A 16,468-nucleotide genomic window follows, 5' to 3' on the forward strand; every position below is an offset into this window, starting at 1 on the left:
TGGCCTTTCCCTGATGCGTTGCAGCGCCTTCCAGTATCCCCGACGGCCGTGGCAGTCAGCGCGCCGGACATACGGCGAGGGCGGCCCCGGAGCCATCCGGGGCCGCCCTCGGGGGCCGCTGCCTACGTGCGGCTGTAGTTCGGTGCCTCGACCGTCATCTGGATGTCGTGCGGGTGGCTCTCCTTCAGGCCCGCGGAGGTGATCCGTACGAAGCGGCCCTTGCTCTCCATCTCCTCGATGGTGGCGGCGCCCACGTAGCCCATGGTCTGGCGCAGGCCGCCGACGAGCTGGTGCAGCACGTTGGCCAGCGGACCGCGGTAGGGCACCTGGCCCTCGATGCCCTCGGGGACGAGCTTGTCGTCGGAGGCGACGTCGGACTGGAAGTAGCGGTCCTTCGAGTACGACCTGGCCTGGCCGCGCGACTGCATGGCGCCGAGCGAGCCCATGCCGCGGTACGACTTGTACTGCTTGCCGTTGATGAACTGCAGCTCGCCGGGTGACTCTTCGCAACCGGCGAGGAGGCTGCCGAGCATCACCGTGTCGGCACCGGCGGCCAGCGCCTTGCCGATGTCTCCGGAGTACTGCAGACCGCCGTCGCCGATCAACGGCACGCCGGCCGGACGGGCCGCGAGGGACGCCTCGTAGATGGCGGTGACCTGCGGGACGCCGATGCCGGCGACCACACGGGTGGTGCAGATCGAGCCGGGGCCCACACCCACCTTGATTCCGTCGACACCGGCGTCGATCAGCGCCTGGGCGCCGTCACGCGTGGCGACGTTGCCGCCGATCACGTCGATGCCGACGCTCGACTTGATCTTCGACATCCAGCTGAGGGCGTTGCTGTTGTGGCCGTGGGAGGTGTCGACGACCAGGAAGTCCACCCCGGCCTCGGCGAGCGCCTGGGCACGCTCGAGTGCCTCGGGGCTGGCGCCCACGGCGGCACCGACGATCAGGCGGCCCTCCGAGTCCTTCGCCGCGTGGGGGTACTGCTCCGCCTTGACGAAGTCCTTGACCGTGATGAGGCCCTTGAGGACCCCCTCGTCGTCGACCAGGGGAAGCTTCTCGATCTTGTGGCGGCGCAGCAGCTCCATGGCGTCCACGCGGGAGATGCCGACCTGGCCCGTGACCAGCGGCATCGGCGTCATGATGTCGCGCACCCGCTGGGAGCGGTCGGTCTCGAAGGCCATGTCACGGTTGGTGACGATGCCGAGCAGCTTCTTGCTGCCGTCGGTGACCGGGACGCCGCTGATGCGGAACTTGGCGCACAGCGCGTCGGCCTCGGCGAGCGTGGCGTCGGGGTGGATGGTGATCGGGTCGGTGACCATGCCGGACTCGGAGCGCTTCACCAGGTCGACCTGGTTGGCCTGGTCCGCGATGGACAGGTTGCGGTGCAGGACGCCGACACCGCCCTGGCGGGCCATCGCGATCGCCATGCGGGACTCGGTCACCTTGTCCATGGCCGCCGAGAGCAGCGGGGTGTTCACACGGACGTTGCGCGAGATACGGGACGAGGTGTCGACCGCGTTGGGGAGCACCTCGGATGCACCCGGCAGCAGCAGCACGTCGTCGTAGGTCAGCCCGAGTGTCGCGAATTTTTCGGGCACTCCGTCGACGTTCGCAGTCATGACACCTTCCCCAAATGGCCTTGATCGGTGCGGATGTCCATGCTAACGGGAACCGGGGGTGTCTCATTCCATGGTTCCACCCGCCCCCGGTCTTCGTATGTTCGTACGGAATTGGCCGGGTGGCCGTTCACCGCCCAAGGGCGCGCCGGGCGGCGGATGGTTTCCGCGGGGGTGGTCACTGCTCCGCCAGGGCTCGCAGCCGGCTCAGCGCGCGGTGCTGGGCGACCCGGACGGCGCCGGGTGACATTCCCAACATCTGGCCGGTCTCCTCCGCAGTGAGGCCCACGGCGATGCGCAGCAGAAGCAGCTCGCGCTGGTTCTCGGGCAGGTTGGCCAGCAGTTTCTTGGCCCACGCGGCGTCGCTGCTGAGGAGGGCGCGCTCCTCCGGGCCGAGGGAGTCGTCGGGGCGCTCGGGCATCTCGTCGGAAGGTACGGCTGTCAGACCGGGATGGCGCATCGCCGCGCGCTGCAGGTCGGCCACCTTGTGCGCGGCGATGGCGAAGACGAACGCCTCGAAGGGACGGCCGGTGTCCCTGTAGCGGGGCAGCGCGAGGAGCACCGCCACGCAGACCTCCTGGGCGAGGTCCTCGACGAAGTGCCGGGCGTCGCCCGGGAGCCGGGACAGGCGGGTGCGGCAGTACCGCAGCGCCAGGGGGTGGACATGGGCGAGCAGATCGTGTGTCGCCTGCTCGTCCCCGTCGACAGCGCGGTGGACGAGCGCACCGATCGCCCCTTGGGCAGTGCCCGCCTCGTCGTCGCGCATCGGTCCATGGTGCCCTGCGGTCCTCTGCACCGCGGCACCACGTCCCTTGTTGTGCACCGAAGCGTTATGAGCAGGTGCGCCGGAACTCATCCCCTGCGCCCTCCCCTCCCGCTCGACCGACTCGTCCCCGAGGAACTCCACACCTCAAGGATGCGTCATCCGCCGCGAAACAGGCACAGGGCACCCGGCGGCCGGCTTCGGCGCCCTGGTGGGCCGGGCTTTCCGCGCCTCTGCCGACGAGGCACGAGCGGACGGCCGCAGGACCTGTCGCCCGGATCGGTCCGGGGCGGCCGAGCAGCGCGCCCGCTGCGCCGGACCGCGGGTCGCACCCGGCGGTGCGGCGGCGGTCCGCACCGGTGGCGCCGCCCGTCATCGGTGCGGCTCCACGCGGGTGCGGTCCGGCTGGGGACGGTCCGCGCGGGGCATCCGCATGCCCGTACGCGCGGGCCGCCGCTCGATGTCGTACACCGGAGCCGGACCGATCCGGAGAACAGGCCTCAGGGCCTGTCCGGCGGGTCGTGCCGCGGACGCGGGGGCCGACACGCCCTCCCCCAAGCTCTTCGAGCAGGGGGGACCCCCAGCCGCGTTGCCGTCGGTCGCCATGGTTCCTTCCCCAAGCTCTCGACTCCGCTCGAGCAGGGGAGACCCGGACCGACTCCTCCCCCAGCCTCCGGCCGGGGGGACCCCCACCTCCGCCTTGCAGCCGGAGGCAGCAGCCCCCACTCACCTGCACGGACAGGGCGCCGTCGATTTCCTGCGGCCTGTTCCGCCGGACAGGCCCTAGCGCACCAGACCCCACCGGAATCCGAGCGCCACCGCGTGGGCCCGGTCCGACGCGCCGAGCTTCTTGAAGAGCCGCCGGGCGTGCGTCTTGACCGTGTCCTCGGAGAGGAACAGCTCGCGGCCGATCTCGGCGTTGGAGCGACCGTGGCTCATGCCTTCGAGGACCTGGATCTCACGCGCGGTGAGCGTGGGCGCGGCGCCCATCTCCGCCGAGCGCAGCCGCCGCGGGGCGAGCCGCCAGGTCGGGTCGGCGAGTGCCTGGGTGACCGTCGCACGCAACTCCGCGCGGGAGGCGTCCTTGTGCAGATAGCCGCGGGCGCCGGCGGCCACGGCGAGTGCCACCCCGTCGAGGTCCTCGGCGACGGTGAGCATGATGATGCGCGCACCGGGGTCGGCGGACAGCAGCCGCCGGACGGTCTCGACACCCCCCAGACCGGGCATGCGTACGTCCATCAGAATCAGGTCCGAGCGGTCGGCACCCCAGCGGCGGAGGACTTCCTCGCCGTTGGCGGCCGTCGTCACGCGCTCGACGCCGGGCACGGTCGCGACCGCGCGGCGCAGCGCCTCTCGGGCAAGCGGGGAGTCGTCGCAGACGAGGACGGAAGTCATGGCCGCCCTCCGCAGCTGATGCGCGTCACCTTGTGCCTCCAGGCTGGTACGAAATCGTCACCTGTGCGGTCGACCGCTTCGGACACCCGCCCGAGCGCTTGTTCCTTCAACCGCCTCGCACTCTCAACGACGGTCACTCGAAAGAGTTACGGGGCCGTCCGCTGTCTTCGGCACTCTACGTGAGGGGACGGACACGATGGAGACACGCGCAGGGGACCCTCGAACTTTCATCACAACCGATGCCCCGTTCGGACCCTTTTCTTCCCATTTGCTGGTGTCTGAGGCTAGATTCGCAATGAGTCATATTTTCATCTCCTTGGATCGTAGTTGTACGGTCGTGGACACGGATCCGCCCAGAATGGCTACAAGGGGTCACGAAATGGCAGATTTCTCTCGCCTTCCAGGACCGAACGCGGACCTGTGGGACTGGCAGCTCCTGGCCGCATGCCGCGGGGTGGACAGTTCGCTCTTCTTCCACCCCGAGGGCGAGCGCGGGGCGGCACGAAGTGCTCGCGAGAACTCGGCCAAAGAGGTCTGCATGAGGTGCCCGGTACGCGCCGAGTGCGCCGCCCACGCACTGGCCGTACGCGAGCCGTACGGCGTGTGGGGCGGACTGACCGAGGACGAACGCGAAGAGCTGATGGGCAGGGCACGCCACCGGCTGGTGTCGCCCTCGGCGTCACCGCCGGGCTCACCACCAGCGGCATCGGCCGTATCGGCGCCGGTCCCGGCATCGGTCTCGGCCACCGGCGGGCACGCCTCTTCGAACAACTGAAGGAACGTTTCTGCATCATCGGGCGCACCTGTGTCATCGTTTTTGCGCAGGAGGCGCTCCACCGCCCCACCGACGGACAGCCGCCCGGCCCGGACGACCGGTGGACGGACGGCCGATGGATGGACAACCGCCGGCCGGACGACCGCTGACCGGACGACCGCCGGACAGACGGCCCCGCCGGGCCCGGCCTACCGCCCGGCTGCCCGTGCCAGTTGGTCGAGCGTCGCGCCGACCGCGGGCACCTGGGCGAGGTCGGGAAGCGTCAGTGCCACGATCTCCCGCCGCACCGCGGGCTCCAGGGCCACCGTGCGCACCCCCCTGAGCCGTACGGACTCGAGGGCCAGCTGGGGCAGGACGGCCACCCCGAGCCCCGCACCGACCAGGCCGGCCACCGCGGGGTAGTCGTCGGTCGCGAAGTCGATACGCGGGGTGAAGCCTGCCGTCTCGCACACCTCGATCAGCTGACCACGGCAACGCGGGCAGCCCGCGATCCACGGTTCCTCGGCGAGTTCGCCTATGGCGAGGGACTTCGCATGCGCCAGCCGGTGCCGCTCGGGCACCAGTCCCACGAGCCGGTCCGTGAGCAACGGGCGCACGACCAGGTCGTGCCACTCCTCGGCACCCGCAGCCCCCTCGTACCGGAAAGCGAGGGCGATGTCGCAGTCGCCCTCGCGCAGCATCTCGACGGACCGGGGCGGCTCGGCCTCCTCCAGGGAGACACGGGTGCCGGGGTGGGCGTCGCGCAGAGCGGCGAGGGCTGCCGGAACGAGCGTCGAACTGCCGCTGGGGAAGGACACGAGCCGCACCCGCCCCGCCCGCAACCCTGCGATGGCGGCGACCTCCTCCTCGGCCGCGGTCAGCCCGGCGAGAACGCCGGCCGCATGGCGCACCAGCACTTCTCCGGCCTGCGTCATGCGCATCTCACGCCCGGTGCGGACGAGCAGCGGCGTGCCCACGGACCCTTCCAGCGCCTTCATCTGCTGGCTGACGGCGGGCTGGGTGCAGCCCAGTTCCCGGGCCGCCGCGGAGAACGAACCGGTGGTGGCCACGGCGCGCAGCACACGGAGATGACGGGCTTCGATCACACCCTCAAGGATAAGCCGCCCTTTGACACAGTGCCGAATACCGCTTCGATGCTTTGGCCCGTATCGCTTACCGTGCGCCCATGAAACTTCTGTCTGTGAACCTGGGGCGCCCCAAGGCCGTGCCGTACACGGACCAGCCCGAGGGTGTGACCGGCATCGACAAGCAGCCGGTGGACGGGCCGGTACGGGTGGCGGCGCCGGGGCCGAAGGGGGTCGGCGCGAGCGGGCTGGCCGGGGACGCGGTGTGCGAGACGCGGCACCACGGGGGCGACGACCAGGCCGTGTACGCGATGGCCCGCGAGGACCTCGACGAGTGGGAGGGCGTGCTGGGCCGCACGCTGCCGAACGGCTCGTTCGGCGAGAACCTCACCACGGCAGGGATCGACCTGTCCGGCGCCCTGATCGGTGAGCGCTGGGGCATCGGGGCCGAGGTGGTGCTGGAGGTCACCTCCGGCCGCATTCCCTGCCGCACCTTCCAGGGCCATCTGGGTGAGAAGGGCTGGGTGAGGCGGTTCACGCAGCGGGGCGCGCCGGGTGCCTATCTGCGGGTCGTCCGGCCCGGTGAGGTCCGGGCGGGCGACGCGATCCGGAGGGTGCACCGGCCGGACCACGAGGTGACGGTCGCGCTGCAGTTCCGGGCGGTGACCACGGAGCGGACGCTGCTGCCGCGCCTGCTGGCGGCGGCGGACGCGCTGCACCCGGAGGCACTGGCCAAGGCTCGGCAGTACGAGACGAAGTACGGGGCGGACCTGGGAGCCTGACGAAGGGCCACGGGGTGCCGCATCGCTTCCCACTTCTCCCCCCTCACTCGCCCGCGCGGTTCTCCCGCACTTGCTCAGCCGGTTCCAGGGGAAATCCCCGATGCCGAGCGAGGGTTGACTCAGGGCCGGGTCCGGGGAGGCCCCCGATGTCCTGCGGACCATGAACCGCGACGCTCGAAGCATGTCTCGCCATACGCCCAAGAGCGAGGTGCCGGCCGGGGAGAGCCCGCCCGGCACCACCCGCCGCGCATTCCGCTGGAAGCGCCTTGTCATCGTGCTCGGTTCCCTGGTCACCGCGCTCGCCGTGACCGTCGGCGCCCTGTTCGCCTGGCTGTGGACCGGCGCCGCGGTCAGCACGGTGGGCAAGGCACCGTTCGACAACGCGCTGGCGATACCTCCGCAGGCCGAGTCGACCGTGGAGAGGGACGGCACACGGGTCTTCGACCTGCGCATGCAGGCGGGCGAGACGGAGTTCCAGGAGGGGAGGAGGACCACGACCTGGGGGTTCAACGGCTCCTACCTCGGCCCGACGCTTCGGGCGAAGCGCGGCGAGAAGGTGCGCGTACGGGTCGGCAACGACCTGGACGAGGCGTCCTCCGTGCACTGGCACGGGATGCATCTGCCGGCCCGCATGGACGGCGGCCCGCACCAGATGATCGCCCCGGGTGCCGCCTGGACCCCGCACTGGACGGTGGACCAGCCGGCGGCGACGCTCTGGTACCACCCTCATCCACACGGCAAGACCGAGGAGCACGTCAGGCGTGGTCTCGCCGGCCTGTTCCTCCTCGACGACGAGGAGTCCGCTCGCCTGTCCCTGCCGAAGCGGTACGGCGTCGACGATCTGCCGGTCGTCGTGCAGGACGTCCGCTTCGACGGTTCACGGCTGTCCGGCGACCGCGGGCTGATGCAGAACGTGGGCTTCCTGGGTGACCGGACCGTGGTCAACGGCACCCTGCGCCCCTACCGGGAGGTCCACGACGAACTGATACGGCTGCGGCTGGTCAACGCCTCCACCGCCCGCACCTACGCCTTCGGTTTCCCGGGCGACCGTGACTTCTCGCTGATCGGGACGGACGGCGGACTGCTGGCGCGGCCCGCGGTGATGGACCGGATACAGCTGTCACCGGGTGAGCGCGCCGAGATCGTCGTACGGGTCGAGGCGGGTGAGCGGGTGATGCTCCGGAGCTTCCCACAGGACAACTACGGCGGCTTCTGGCAGCGGCGGTTCGGCGGGGGCGACGACTCCTTCGACGTACTGGAGCTGCGGGCGGCCCGGCAGTTGCGGCCGTCGCCGCGGTTGCCGGCCACGCTCACCGAGCCGGAGCTTCCCGACGGTGCCGAGGCGGTGCGCGGGCGGCACTTCGATCTGAAGCTGTCCGGGATCAACGGCCGGTCGATGGACATGGGCCGCATCGACGAGACCGTCACCCGCGGGACGACGGAGCTGTGGACGATACGCAACACCAACGGCATGCCGCACAACTTCCATGTGCACGATGTGCAGTTCCGCGTGGTGGAGGTGAACGGGTCAGCACCACCGCCGGCGCTGCGCGGGCCGAAGGACACGGTGTTCGTCCCGCACGGCACGACGATGAAACTGGCACTGCGCTTCACCGGGCCGGCCGATCCCGACGTCCCTTACATGTACCACTGCCATCTGCTGTACCACGAGGACGAGGGGATGATGGGCCAGTTCGTGGTGGTCGAGAAGGGCCAGTCCGCGGGGACCCCGCCGGATCACGCGGAGCACGGGGCCGGACAGGCCCGAAGGGGCGGGCACTCGGGTGACTGATCCGGTCGGGCTTCAGTGCACCGGTCGGGCGGCGATGCCGAGCGGACGCCCGGACTCCGGGTAACTAGTCTTGGGCCATGACAACCGCTCTGATTACGGGATCGACGGCCGGGATCGGTGCCGCGTTCGCGCGGAAGCTGGCAGCCGACGGGCACGATTTGGTGCTGGTGGCCCGCGACATCGCCCGGCTCCGCGAGCAGGCGACCGAGCTCCACGACCGCCACGGCATCGAGGCGGAGGTGCTGCGGGCCGACCTCGCGGAGGACAAGGGCATCGAGGTGGTGGCCGAGCGGCTGGGCGAGCGCAGGAATCCCGTCGACCTGCTGATCAACAACGCGGGTTTCGGCAACAAGGGCCGCTACCTCGAGGTCTCGATGGCGGACGAGCTGAGGATGCTCAAGGTCCACTGCGAGGCGGTGCTGCGGCTGACGTCGGCGGCGGCGGAGGCGATGCGGGAGCGCGGACGCGGGGGCGTCGTGAACGTCTCCTCGACCGCCGCGTTCGTGCCGCGCGGAACCTACGGGGCGTCCAAGGCGTGGGTGGTGCAGTTCACCCAGGGCGCGGCCCAGGACCTGGCGGGCAGCGGCGTACGCCTGATGGCGCTGTGCCCCGGCTTCGTCCGCACCGAGTTCCACAAGCGGGCGGGGATGGGGACGGACAGCATCCCGAACTGGATGTGGCTCGACGCGGACAAGGTGGCGGAGGCGGCCCTCGCGGACCTGGCCCGCGGCAAGTCGGTGTCGATCCCGGACCCGCGGTACAAGGTCCTGATGGGAGCGGCGAAGCTGGTCCCGCGCGACCTCCTGGGCGGTTTCTCCTCCCGTACGGGCCGCAAGTACGGGCCGCGCTGACGGCACGGACCGGGCCTGTCGCGAAAACGACCCCGGGGATTCAGCGGTCAGGTCGTGGGCTGCTGAACGGCTTCCCGGTGAGAGCCTGCTCCCGCTGTGACCAGGAGTGCGGCCGTCTCGGGGTGGGGGCCGTTGTTCGCCCAGTCCAAGGGAGACCAGCCTGTTCCGCGGTCTTCCCGGAGGTCCGGGTCGGCGCCGTGCGCCAACAGTTCGCGCACGGTCCCGGTGTGCCCCCAGCACGCGGCCGCGCACAGCGGTGTGCCCTCCGAGCCGACTCCCCGGCTCTCGGTGTCGGGGCAGGCCCCGGCTTCCAGGAGCAGGCGTGCGACCTCGGCCTCCCCCTGCACGGACGCCAGGTAGAGAGGGGTGGTGCCGTCGCTGTCTCCTCGCTCCGGGTCCGCTCCGGCCCGCAGGAGCGCCCGCACGCGGGCGGTGTCAGCCGTCACAGTCGCTTCGAAGAGCTGACGGGAGAGCTTCTTCTGCCGACGCCGTTTCATGGTGGGCGAGGCTAGCGATAGCGGACGCGGTGGTGCCAGCCGTATCCACCGGCCGGCACCGACGGCAGCACCCCGGTTCCGGGACCGTCATCGACGGCTTCCCTCTGCGGCACCCGCGCGGGTGTGAGCACGGGGACAGCACGCAGGCCCGGCGCCGCTGGGCAGCGGTGCCGGGCCTGCGTGTCTGCTACGGGCGTCTGTCACCGACGTCCGCTACGAGCGCGTGGCTCAGTGGGCGTGGCCGTGGCCGTGACCACCGGCGGCCGGCTCCTCTTCTTCCTTCTTCTCGACGACCACGGTCTCGGTCGTGAGCAGCAGGGAGGCGATGGAGGCGGCGTTCTCCAGGGCGGAGCGGGTGACCTTGACCGGGTCGATGACGCCGGCCTTGATCAGGTCGCCGTACTCGCCGGTGGCGGCGTTGTAGCCGCTGCCCTTCTCGAGCTCGGCGACCTTGGAGACGATGACGTAGCCCTCGAGGCCGGCGTTCTCGGCGATCCAGCGCAGCGGCTCGACGGCGGCGCGGCGGACGACCGCGACACCGGTGGCCTCGTCGCCGGTCTTGTCGAGGTTGCCCTCGAGGACCTTGACGGCGTGGACGAGCGCGGAGCCACCACCGGAGACGATGCCCTCCTCGACCGCGGCGCGGGTCGCGGAGATGGCGTCCTCCAGGCGGTGCTTCTTCTCCTTCAGCTCCACCTCGGTGGCGGCGCCGACCTTGATGACGCACACGCCGCCGGCCAGCTTCGCGAGGCGCTCCTGGAGCTTCTCGCGGTCCCAGTCGGAGTCGGTGGTCTCGATCTCGGCCTTGATCTGGCCGATGCGACCGGTCACGTCCTCCTTCTTGCCGGCACCCTCGACGATCGTGGTGTCGTCCTTGGTGACGGTGACGCGGCGGGCGGAGCCCAGCACGTCCAGGCCGACCTGGTCGAGCTTGAGGCCGACCTCCTCGGAGACGACCGTGGCGCCGGTGAGGACGGCCATGTCCTGCAGCATCGCCTTGCGGCGGTCGCCGAAGCCGGGGGCCTTGACCGCGACGGCGTTGAACGTGCCGCGGATCTTGTTGACGACCAGGGTCGACAAGGCCTCGCCCTCGACGTCCTCGGCGATGATCAGCAGCGGCTTGGAGGCGTTGGCCTGGATGACCTTCTCCAGCAGCGGCAGCAGCTCGGCGATGGAGCCGACCTTGCCCTGCGTGATGAGGATGTACGGGTCGTCCAGGACGGCTTCCATGCGCTCCTGGTCCGTCACGAAGTACGGCGACAGGTAGCCCTTGTCGAAGGCCATGCCCTCGGTGAAGTCCAGCTCCAGGCCGAAGGTGTTGGACTCCTCGACGGTGATGACACCGTCCTTGCCGACCTTGTCCATCGCCTCGGCGATGAGCTCGCCGACCTGCTGGTCCTGGGCGGACAGCCCGGCGACGGCGGCGATGTCGGACTTCTCGTCGATCGGGCGCGCCGAGGCGAGGAGGTCCTCACAGACCGCGGCGACGGCGGCGTCGATGCCCTTCTTCAGGGCGGCCGGGGAGGCGCCGGCCGCGACGTTGCGCAGGCCCTCGCGGACGAGCGCCTGGGCCAGCACGGTCGCGGTGGTCGTACCGTCACCCGCGATGTCGTTGGTCTTGGTCGCCACCTCCTTGACCAGCTGGGCACCGAGGTTCTCGAACGGGTCCTCGACCTCGACCTCGCGGGCGATCGTGACACCGTCGTTGGTGATGGTGGGGGCGCCGAACTTCTTGTCGATGACGACGTTGCGGCCCCTGGGGCCGATCGTCACCTTCACCGTGTCGGCAAGCTTGTTGACGCCGCGCTCAAGGGCGCGACGGGCGTCCTCGTCGAACTTCAGGATCTTCGCCATGGCAGCGGGAGCCCTCTCGGAAATCAGGGGTGAAAAATCACTGCGCCCCGGGCCCCCGGCTCAGTAAGCGTGTCGGGACCAGGGGCGCAGTTTCGGAGCAGATGTGCTACGAGGTGACTTACTTCTCGATGATCGCGAGAACGTCGCGAGCCGAGAGAACGAGGTACTCCTCGTTGTTGTACTTCACCTCGGTGCCGCCGTACTTGCTGTAGAGCACGACGTCGCCGACCTTCACGTCGAGTTCGACGCGCTTGCCGTCCTCGATGCGGCCCGGACCGATGGCCAGGACGACGCCCTCCTGGGGCTTCTCCTTGGCGGTGTCCGGAATGACCAGGCCCGAAGCCGTGGTCTGCTCGGCGTCGAGCGGCTGGACCACGATGCGGTCCTCGAGCGGCTTGATGGCAACCTTGGAGCTGGCGGTCGTCACGATCCGACCTCCCCCTTCGGAGATCTCACGGGGTTAACTGTCTGAGGTGGCGACCAGGTCGATCCGTCGTCGCGGGTGCCGGACCTGCCCGTCGCGCATGTTGGCACTCTCCAGGGGGGAGTGCCAGACCCGAGACTATGGCCGCGATTAGCACTCGGTCAAGCGGAGTGCCAATTCACTGCGTTCGCGTCGCCGGATTTCCCGTGTACGCCGGTCCGGGAAACCGACCCTCGTTCGGGTGATCGCCCCGGGGACCGGCGCCCCCGGACCCCCGCTTCGGACTGAACCGCCTCGTCCCCGAGCGCCGGACAGGCTCATGGCCGGACGTAGTCCTCCAGCCTCCCGACCCTCAACCCCTGCTCCTCCAGCTCGCTCAGCAAACGTGTCGTCCGTTCCGCCAGGGTCAGGGGCGGGGCCTCGTCGGCGGGGACGGAGATGATGTCGCCGGGGGCCAGGCGGCGGGCGCCCCGGGCGTACGTGAGGGTGCCGTCGCCCTCCAGCGTCACCCGCCAGAGCACGACCGCCGCGATGCCGCAGTCGGCGGCGGCGCGGAGGGTCGTGGCGTCGTACGTGCCGTAGGGCGGGCGGAAGAGGTGGGGGCGGACGCCGAAGCGGGACCGGAGCTTGCGCTGCTGTCCGCAGATCTCGGCGCGCTGGCCGGCGTAGGGCAGGCCGCGCAGGGCGGGGTGGTCGAGGGTGTGGTTCTGCAGGCTTGCACCGACCGAACGCAGGCGGGCGAAGTGACCGTAGCCCGGCCCCACCACGCTGTCGGTGAGGAACATGCTGACGGGAAGCCGGCGGTGCCGTACGAGGTCGATGAAACGGGGGTCGCGTTCGGCGCCGTCGTCGTAGGTCAGGAAGACGACCGCGTCCCGGGTCGGGACCCGGTCCACGACGGGCGGGACGCGGCCGGGCGACTGACCCGCTCCGTCCCCCGTGCCCCCGGTGCCTTCACCCCCTCGGTCGGCGGGGCCCACGACCGGCCGCCCGGCCGACGGGCCGCACCCCGCCAGCACCGTCAGCACCGCCAGCACCGCCAGGAGGACCGCCACGGCCGCCCCCCGCCGGATCACAGGTAGTCCTCCAGGCGTCCCACCGCGTACCCCTCGGCCGTGACCTTGTCCAGGAAGCGGCGGATCATGTCGGGCATCGTGCCCTTCCACTCGTTCCGGCCCCGGAAGTGGGTGAGGACGATGTCGCCGGGGTGCAGCTCCCCGTCCCCCTCGCGGTAGTCCCAGCGGTCGACGAAGACCTCCTCGTTCCACAGCGGGACGTACTCGACGCCGCAGGACTTGGCCGCGCGCAGGGTGTTCTTGTCGTAGGTGCCGAACGGCGGGCGGAACAGGACGGGGCGGTGGCCGTACCGCTCCTCGACGACGTCCTGCATGCCGCAGATCTCGCGCTTCTGGCGGGCGTAGGACAGGCCGCGCAGGGGCGGGTGGTTCAGGGTGTGGTTGTTCAGGCCGACGCCCCGGTCCCGCATCTCCTCGAAGTAGCCGTAGTCGTCCTTGATGACGTAGTCGCTGAGGAACGCGGTGTACGGGATCTTCAACTCGCTCATCATGCGCAGGAACGCCGGGTCCTTCTCGGCACCGTCGTCGATGGTGAGGAAGACGACCTTCTCGTCCGTGGGGACGGTGGTGAAGACCGGGGGAAGGCCCAGTCGCCGGTGGCCGTCTACCTCGAAGCCCTCACGGGTGGTGATCCTCGGTTTCTTCCCGGGCGCCGGCGGAGCGGCCCGGGGCACCTGTTCGAGTCCCCAGCGCTTCGCGGCGGCCGCCCGCGCGGCGTGTGCGGCACGCGGTTCGGTGGCGTGGGAGTCGCGATCGCGGGCCGGGGGCGCGGCGAGGGGCTGTCGGCCGCCCGCGGCCGGGTCCGGGGCGGTGGAGTCCTTTCCGCAGCCCGCGGCGAGCGGGGTGAGGGCCCCGAGGGTGAGCACGGCGACCCCGGCCCGCACACCCCACCATGACTGTCTTTTATCGTTTTGTCCTACTACTCGCATGGAGTCGGATCCTCGCAGTCCCCCCGCCCCGGAGCCGGTCCGACACCGCGGCCGGCGGCGCACCGTCCACCGACTGGCCCACAGCCGGCCCGCACCTGACCCACAATGGGCCGGTGAACGACCGCACCCCTCTCTCCGCCTCACCCCTCGCCCCGCTCCTCACCCCCGAGGGCCGCGCCCTGCTCGAGGAGGTGCGCGACACCGATCCGGCGCGAGAACTCGCCGTCGCGACCCGGCTGCGCCGCGAGCATCCGGCGGAACTGGTCTCGGCGGCGCTCGGTCAGGCGCGCCTGCGGCAGCGGGCGGTGGCGAAGTTCGGGGCCCAGGACGCCGCGCGCATGTTCTTCACGCCGAACGGGGTCGAGCAGTCGACCCGGGCGAGCGTGGCGGCGTACCGGGCGCGGCGGCTGAAGGAGTCGGGCGTGACCTCGGTGGCCGACCTGTGCTGCGGGATCGGCGGGGACGCGATCGCGCTGGCGCGCGCCGGGATCCGGGTGCTGGCGGTGGACCGGGACCCGCTCACCGCGGCGGCGGCCCGCGCGAACGCGGACGAGCTGGGTCTGGCCGGGCTGATCGAGGTGCGGGAGGCCGACGTCACGGAGGTGGACCCGGCCGGTTACGACGCCGTCTTCGTCGATCCGGCCCGGCGGGGCGGCCGCGGTCGCGTCTTCGACCCCGAGGCCTACTCACCCCCGCTGTCCTGGGCGATCGAGGCGGCCCGCGCGGCACCCCGCGCCGCCGCGCTGAAGGTCGCACCGGGCATCCCGCACGAGGCCGTCCCCGCCGACGCGGAGGCCGAGTGGATCTCGGACGGCGGGGACGTGAAGGAGGCGGTGCTGTGGTTCGGCAGCGGGCGGACGGCCACCGCCGGGACGGAGGACGCCACCCCGACGACCCCGACGCCCCCGGCGATCCGGGCGACCCTGCTGCCCGGCCCGCGCACGCTCCTCTCCCGCGGGCTGCCGGATCCCGACGTGCGCCCGCCCGGCCGGTACCTGTACGAGCCCGACGGCGCCGTCATCCGCGCCCATCTCGTCGCCGAGGTCGCCGAACAGCTCGACGGCGGGCTCATCGACCCGACCATCGCCTACGTCACCGCCGACGAGTACCGCCCCACCCCGTACGCCACCGCCTACGAGATCACCGACCGGCTCCCCTTCAACGTCAAGAAGCTGAAGGCGCTGCTGCGCGAGCGCCGGATCGGCACACTGACCGTCAAGAAGCGCGGCTCGGCGGTGGAACCGGAGGAACTCCGCCGCAAGGCCCTGCCCAAACCCCACGGCCCCGAGTCCGTCACGGTCTTCCTGACCCGCGTCGCGGGCGCCCCGACGATGCTGCTGGGGCACCCGGTGCGGTGAGGCCCGCGGCCGGCCCGCTGAGGCCCCGCGGGGCCGGCTCAGGACCCGACCGATCGCCTTGCCGAGGGAGAAGCCTTGGCCGGCCCCTCCGGGATCACCGCGTCGGCACCGTAGGGGACGCGGTGCTCGTCGGCGTACTCGGCCTTCCTGGGATCGGGGGACGTCAGGACGAGCACGGCTCCACCGCAGGCGATCCGGGAAGACCGAGGACGTCAGGCCCCGGCCGGCGGCGCTCCCGTGCTGCTGCGCACCACCAGGCTCGTGGCCAGTTCCACCCGGGTCGCGGCCGCCGCGCCCTCGCCCTTGCCCAGGTCGAGGACCAGCCTGGCCGCCGCCTCGGCCATCTCGGTCAGCGGCTGCCGTACGGTCGTCAGCGGCGGCCCCACCCAACGGGCCACCGGCAGATCGTCGAACCCGACCACGCTCAGATCCTCGGGAATCCGCAGGCCCAGCTCACGCGCGGCCTCGTAGAGACCGAGCGCCTGGAGGTCGTTGCCGGCGAAGACCGCCGTGGGCCGGTCCTCGCGGCGCAGCAGGGCGAGGCCCCGGCGGTAACCGGTCTCGTGGTGGAAGTCGCCGGTCATGATCAGCCCGGGGTCCACCGGAAGCCCGCCGGTCTCCAGCGCCGCCCGGTAACCGTCGATGCGGGCGCGGCTGCACATCATCCGCGAGGGACCGCTGATCGCCCCGATCCTGGTGTGCCCCAGCTCGACCAGATGCCGGGTGGCGGCGAGGCCGCCCTGCCAGTTGGTCGCGCCGATGGAGGGCACGTCGGTGCCCGGGTCGCCGGCCGGATCCATCACCACGAACGGGATGGAACGGCTGGTCAGCAGCGCCCGCCCGGACTCGTCGAGGCCGGACAGGACGAGGATCACCCCGTGCGGGCGGCGCGCGGCGACCTGGTCGGCCCAGGTGCGCCCCGGAGTGAGCCGCCCCGCGCTCTCGGAGAGCACGACGCTCAGTCCGGCGTCCCTGGCCACGTTCTCCACGCCCCGGATGACCTCCATCGCCCAGGCGCTCTCCAGCTCGTGGAAGACCAGGTCGATCAGCGGCGAGCGGGTGGCCTCGGCGCGTCGGCGCCGGTATCCGTGGGCGCGCAGCAGTTCCTCGACCCGGCTGCGGGTTCCGGGGGCGACATCGGCACGCCCGTTCAGCACCTTCGAAACAGTCGGCGCGGAGACACCGGCCTCGCGGGCGATCTCGGCGAGGGTCGCAGTCTGCGCACTGCGCCCTCGCGTCCGGGTTTCAGCGGGCTGCGAGGAAGTCATGGCGGCGATCGTATCCCC

The 16,468-nt window shown here is 71.3% G+C and carries 15 protein-coding genes; 5 read left to right on the forward strand and 10 right to left on the reverse strand.

The genetic code is table 11. From position 1 onward, the window contains the following. Positions 1-122 precede the first annotated feature (122 nt). From guaB to ACTWJ9_RS12765, 3 genes are all read right to left on the reverse strand, one after another. Positions 123-1,625: an IMP dehydrogenase gene (gene guaB / locus ACTWJ9_RS12755; protein WP_279334387.1), complete on the reverse strand. Its 1,503-nt coding sequence runs from the start codon at positions 1,623-1,625 to the stop codon at positions 123-125. A 175-nt stretch (positions 1,626-1,800) separates the two neighbouring features. Beyond that, positions 1,801-2,388 carry a sigma-70 family RNA polymerase sigma factor gene (locus tag ACTWJ9_RS12760; RefSeq protein ID WP_279334388.1) on the reverse strand — a complete coding sequence of 196 codons (588 nt, stop codon included), beginning with the start codon at positions 2,386-2,388 and terminating at the stop codon, positions 1,801-1,803. Positions 2,389-3,168: 780 nt separating this feature from the next. Continuing rightward, positions 3,169-3,780, reverse strand: coding sequence for a response regulator transcription factor (locus tag ACTWJ9_RS12765; RefSeq protein WP_003948568.1), 612 nt, complete (start codon positions 3,778-3,780; stop codon positions 3,169-3,171). 379 nt (positions 3,781-4,159) lie between these two features. Between ACTWJ9_RS12765 and ACTWJ9_RS12770 the strand changes: the two genes are divergently transcribed. Then, positions 4,160-4,555, forward strand: a complete 396-nt coding sequence (locus ACTWJ9_RS12770) for a WhiB family transcriptional regulator (protein WP_279334389.1) — start codon at positions 4,160-4,162, stop codon at positions 4,553-4,555. Positions 4,556-4,743: 188 nt separating this feature from the next. Here the strand turns inward: ACTWJ9_RS12770 and ACTWJ9_RS12775 are convergent, their stop codons facing one another. Next, complete coding sequence (locus ACTWJ9_RS12775) at positions 4,744-5,640, reverse strand: LysR family transcriptional regulator (protein WP_279334390.1); 897 nt, start codon at positions 5,638-5,640, stop codon at positions 4,744-4,746. 80 nt (positions 5,641-5,720) lie between these two features. Between ACTWJ9_RS12775 and ACTWJ9_RS12780 the strand changes: the two genes are divergently transcribed. The 3 genes from ACTWJ9_RS12780 (at position 5,721) to ACTWJ9_RS12790 (ending at position 9,044) form a co-directional block, all read left to right on the forward strand. Then, positions 5,721-6,401, forward strand: a complete 681-nt coding sequence (locus tag ACTWJ9_RS12780) for an MOSC domain-containing protein (RefSeq protein ID WP_279334391.1) — start codon at positions 5,721-5,723, stop codon at positions 6,399-6,401. Positions 6,402-6,582: 181 nt separating this feature from the next. Then, a complete protein-coding gene (locus ACTWJ9_RS12785; protein WP_279334392.1) occupies positions 6,583-8,193 on the forward strand; it encodes a multicopper oxidase family protein in 1,611 nt (536 codons plus the stop codon). A gap of 77 nt (positions 8,194-8,270) precedes the next feature. Continuing rightward, positions 8,271-9,044 (forward strand): SDR family NAD(P)-dependent oxidoreductase, encoded by a 774-nt coding sequence (locus tag ACTWJ9_RS12790; RefSeq protein ID WP_279334393.1) that lies wholly within the window; start codon positions 8,271-8,273, stop codon positions 9,042-9,044. 47 nt (positions 9,045-9,091) lie between these two features. Here the strand turns inward: ACTWJ9_RS12790 and ACTWJ9_RS12795 are convergent, their stop codons facing one another. The 5 genes from ACTWJ9_RS12795 to ACTWJ9_RS12815 all read right to left on the reverse strand — a co-directional run bounded on the left by ACTWJ9_RS12795 (position 9,092) and on the right by ACTWJ9_RS12815 (position 13,779). Continuing rightward, the gene (locus ACTWJ9_RS12795; protein ID WP_279334394.1) at positions 9,092-9,541 is read right to left on the reverse strand and encodes an ankyrin repeat domain-containing protein; all 450 of its coding nucleotides are present in this window, start codon (positions 9,539-9,541) and stop codon (positions 9,092-9,094) included. 228 nt (positions 9,542-9,769) lie between these two features. Next, positions 9,770-11,395 carry a chaperonin GroEL gene (gene groL / locus ACTWJ9_RS12800; protein ID WP_279334395.1) on the reverse strand — a complete coding sequence of 542 codons (1,626 nt, stop codon included), beginning with the start codon at positions 11,393-11,395 and terminating at the stop codon, positions 9,770-9,772. Positions 11,396-11,513: 118 nt separating this feature from the next. After that, positions 11,514-11,822 (reverse strand): co-chaperone GroES, encoded by a 309-nt coding sequence (groES, locus tag ACTWJ9_RS12805; RefSeq protein ID WP_109377710.1) that lies wholly within the window; start codon positions 11,820-11,822, stop codon positions 11,514-11,516. A gap of 314 nt (positions 11,823-12,136) precedes the next feature. Continuing rightward, positions 12,137-12,895, reverse strand: a complete 759-nt coding sequence (locus ACTWJ9_RS12810) for a polysaccharide deacetylase family protein (protein WP_443295733.1) — start codon at positions 12,893-12,895, stop codon at positions 12,137-12,139. Then, positions 12,892-13,779, reverse strand: a complete 888-nt coding sequence (locus ACTWJ9_RS12815) for a polysaccharide deacetylase family protein (RefSeq protein WP_279334397.1) — start codon at positions 13,777-13,779, stop codon at positions 12,892-12,894. The genes ACTWJ9_RS12810 and ACTWJ9_RS12815 overlap by 4 nt, the downstream gene beginning before the upstream one ends. Before the next feature lie 158 nt (positions 13,780-13,937). Between ACTWJ9_RS12815 and ACTWJ9_RS12820 the strand changes: the two genes are divergently transcribed. After that, the gene (locus ACTWJ9_RS12820) at positions 13,938-15,182 is read left to right on the forward strand and encodes a class I SAM-dependent methyltransferase (RefSeq protein WP_279334398.1); all 1,245 of its coding nucleotides are present in this window, start codon (positions 13,938-13,940) and stop codon (positions 15,180-15,182) included. A 212-nt stretch (positions 15,183-15,394) separates the two neighbouring features. On the opposite strand, the gene ACTWJ9_RS12825 is transcribed toward ACTWJ9_RS12820, so the two are convergent. After that, positions 15,395-16,450: a LacI family DNA-binding transcriptional regulator gene (locus ACTWJ9_RS12825; protein ID WP_279334399.1), complete on the reverse strand. Its 1,056-nt coding sequence runs from the start codon at positions 16,448-16,450 to the stop codon at positions 15,395-15,397. Between the last annotated feature and the right edge of the window lie 18 nt (positions 16,451-16,468).

This window comes from Streptomyces sp. GDS52 (genome assembly GCF_052246875.1).
GTDB classification, from domain to species: Bacteria; Actinomycetota; Actinomycetes; order Streptomycetales; family Streptomycetaceae; genus Streptomyces; species Streptomyces cathayae.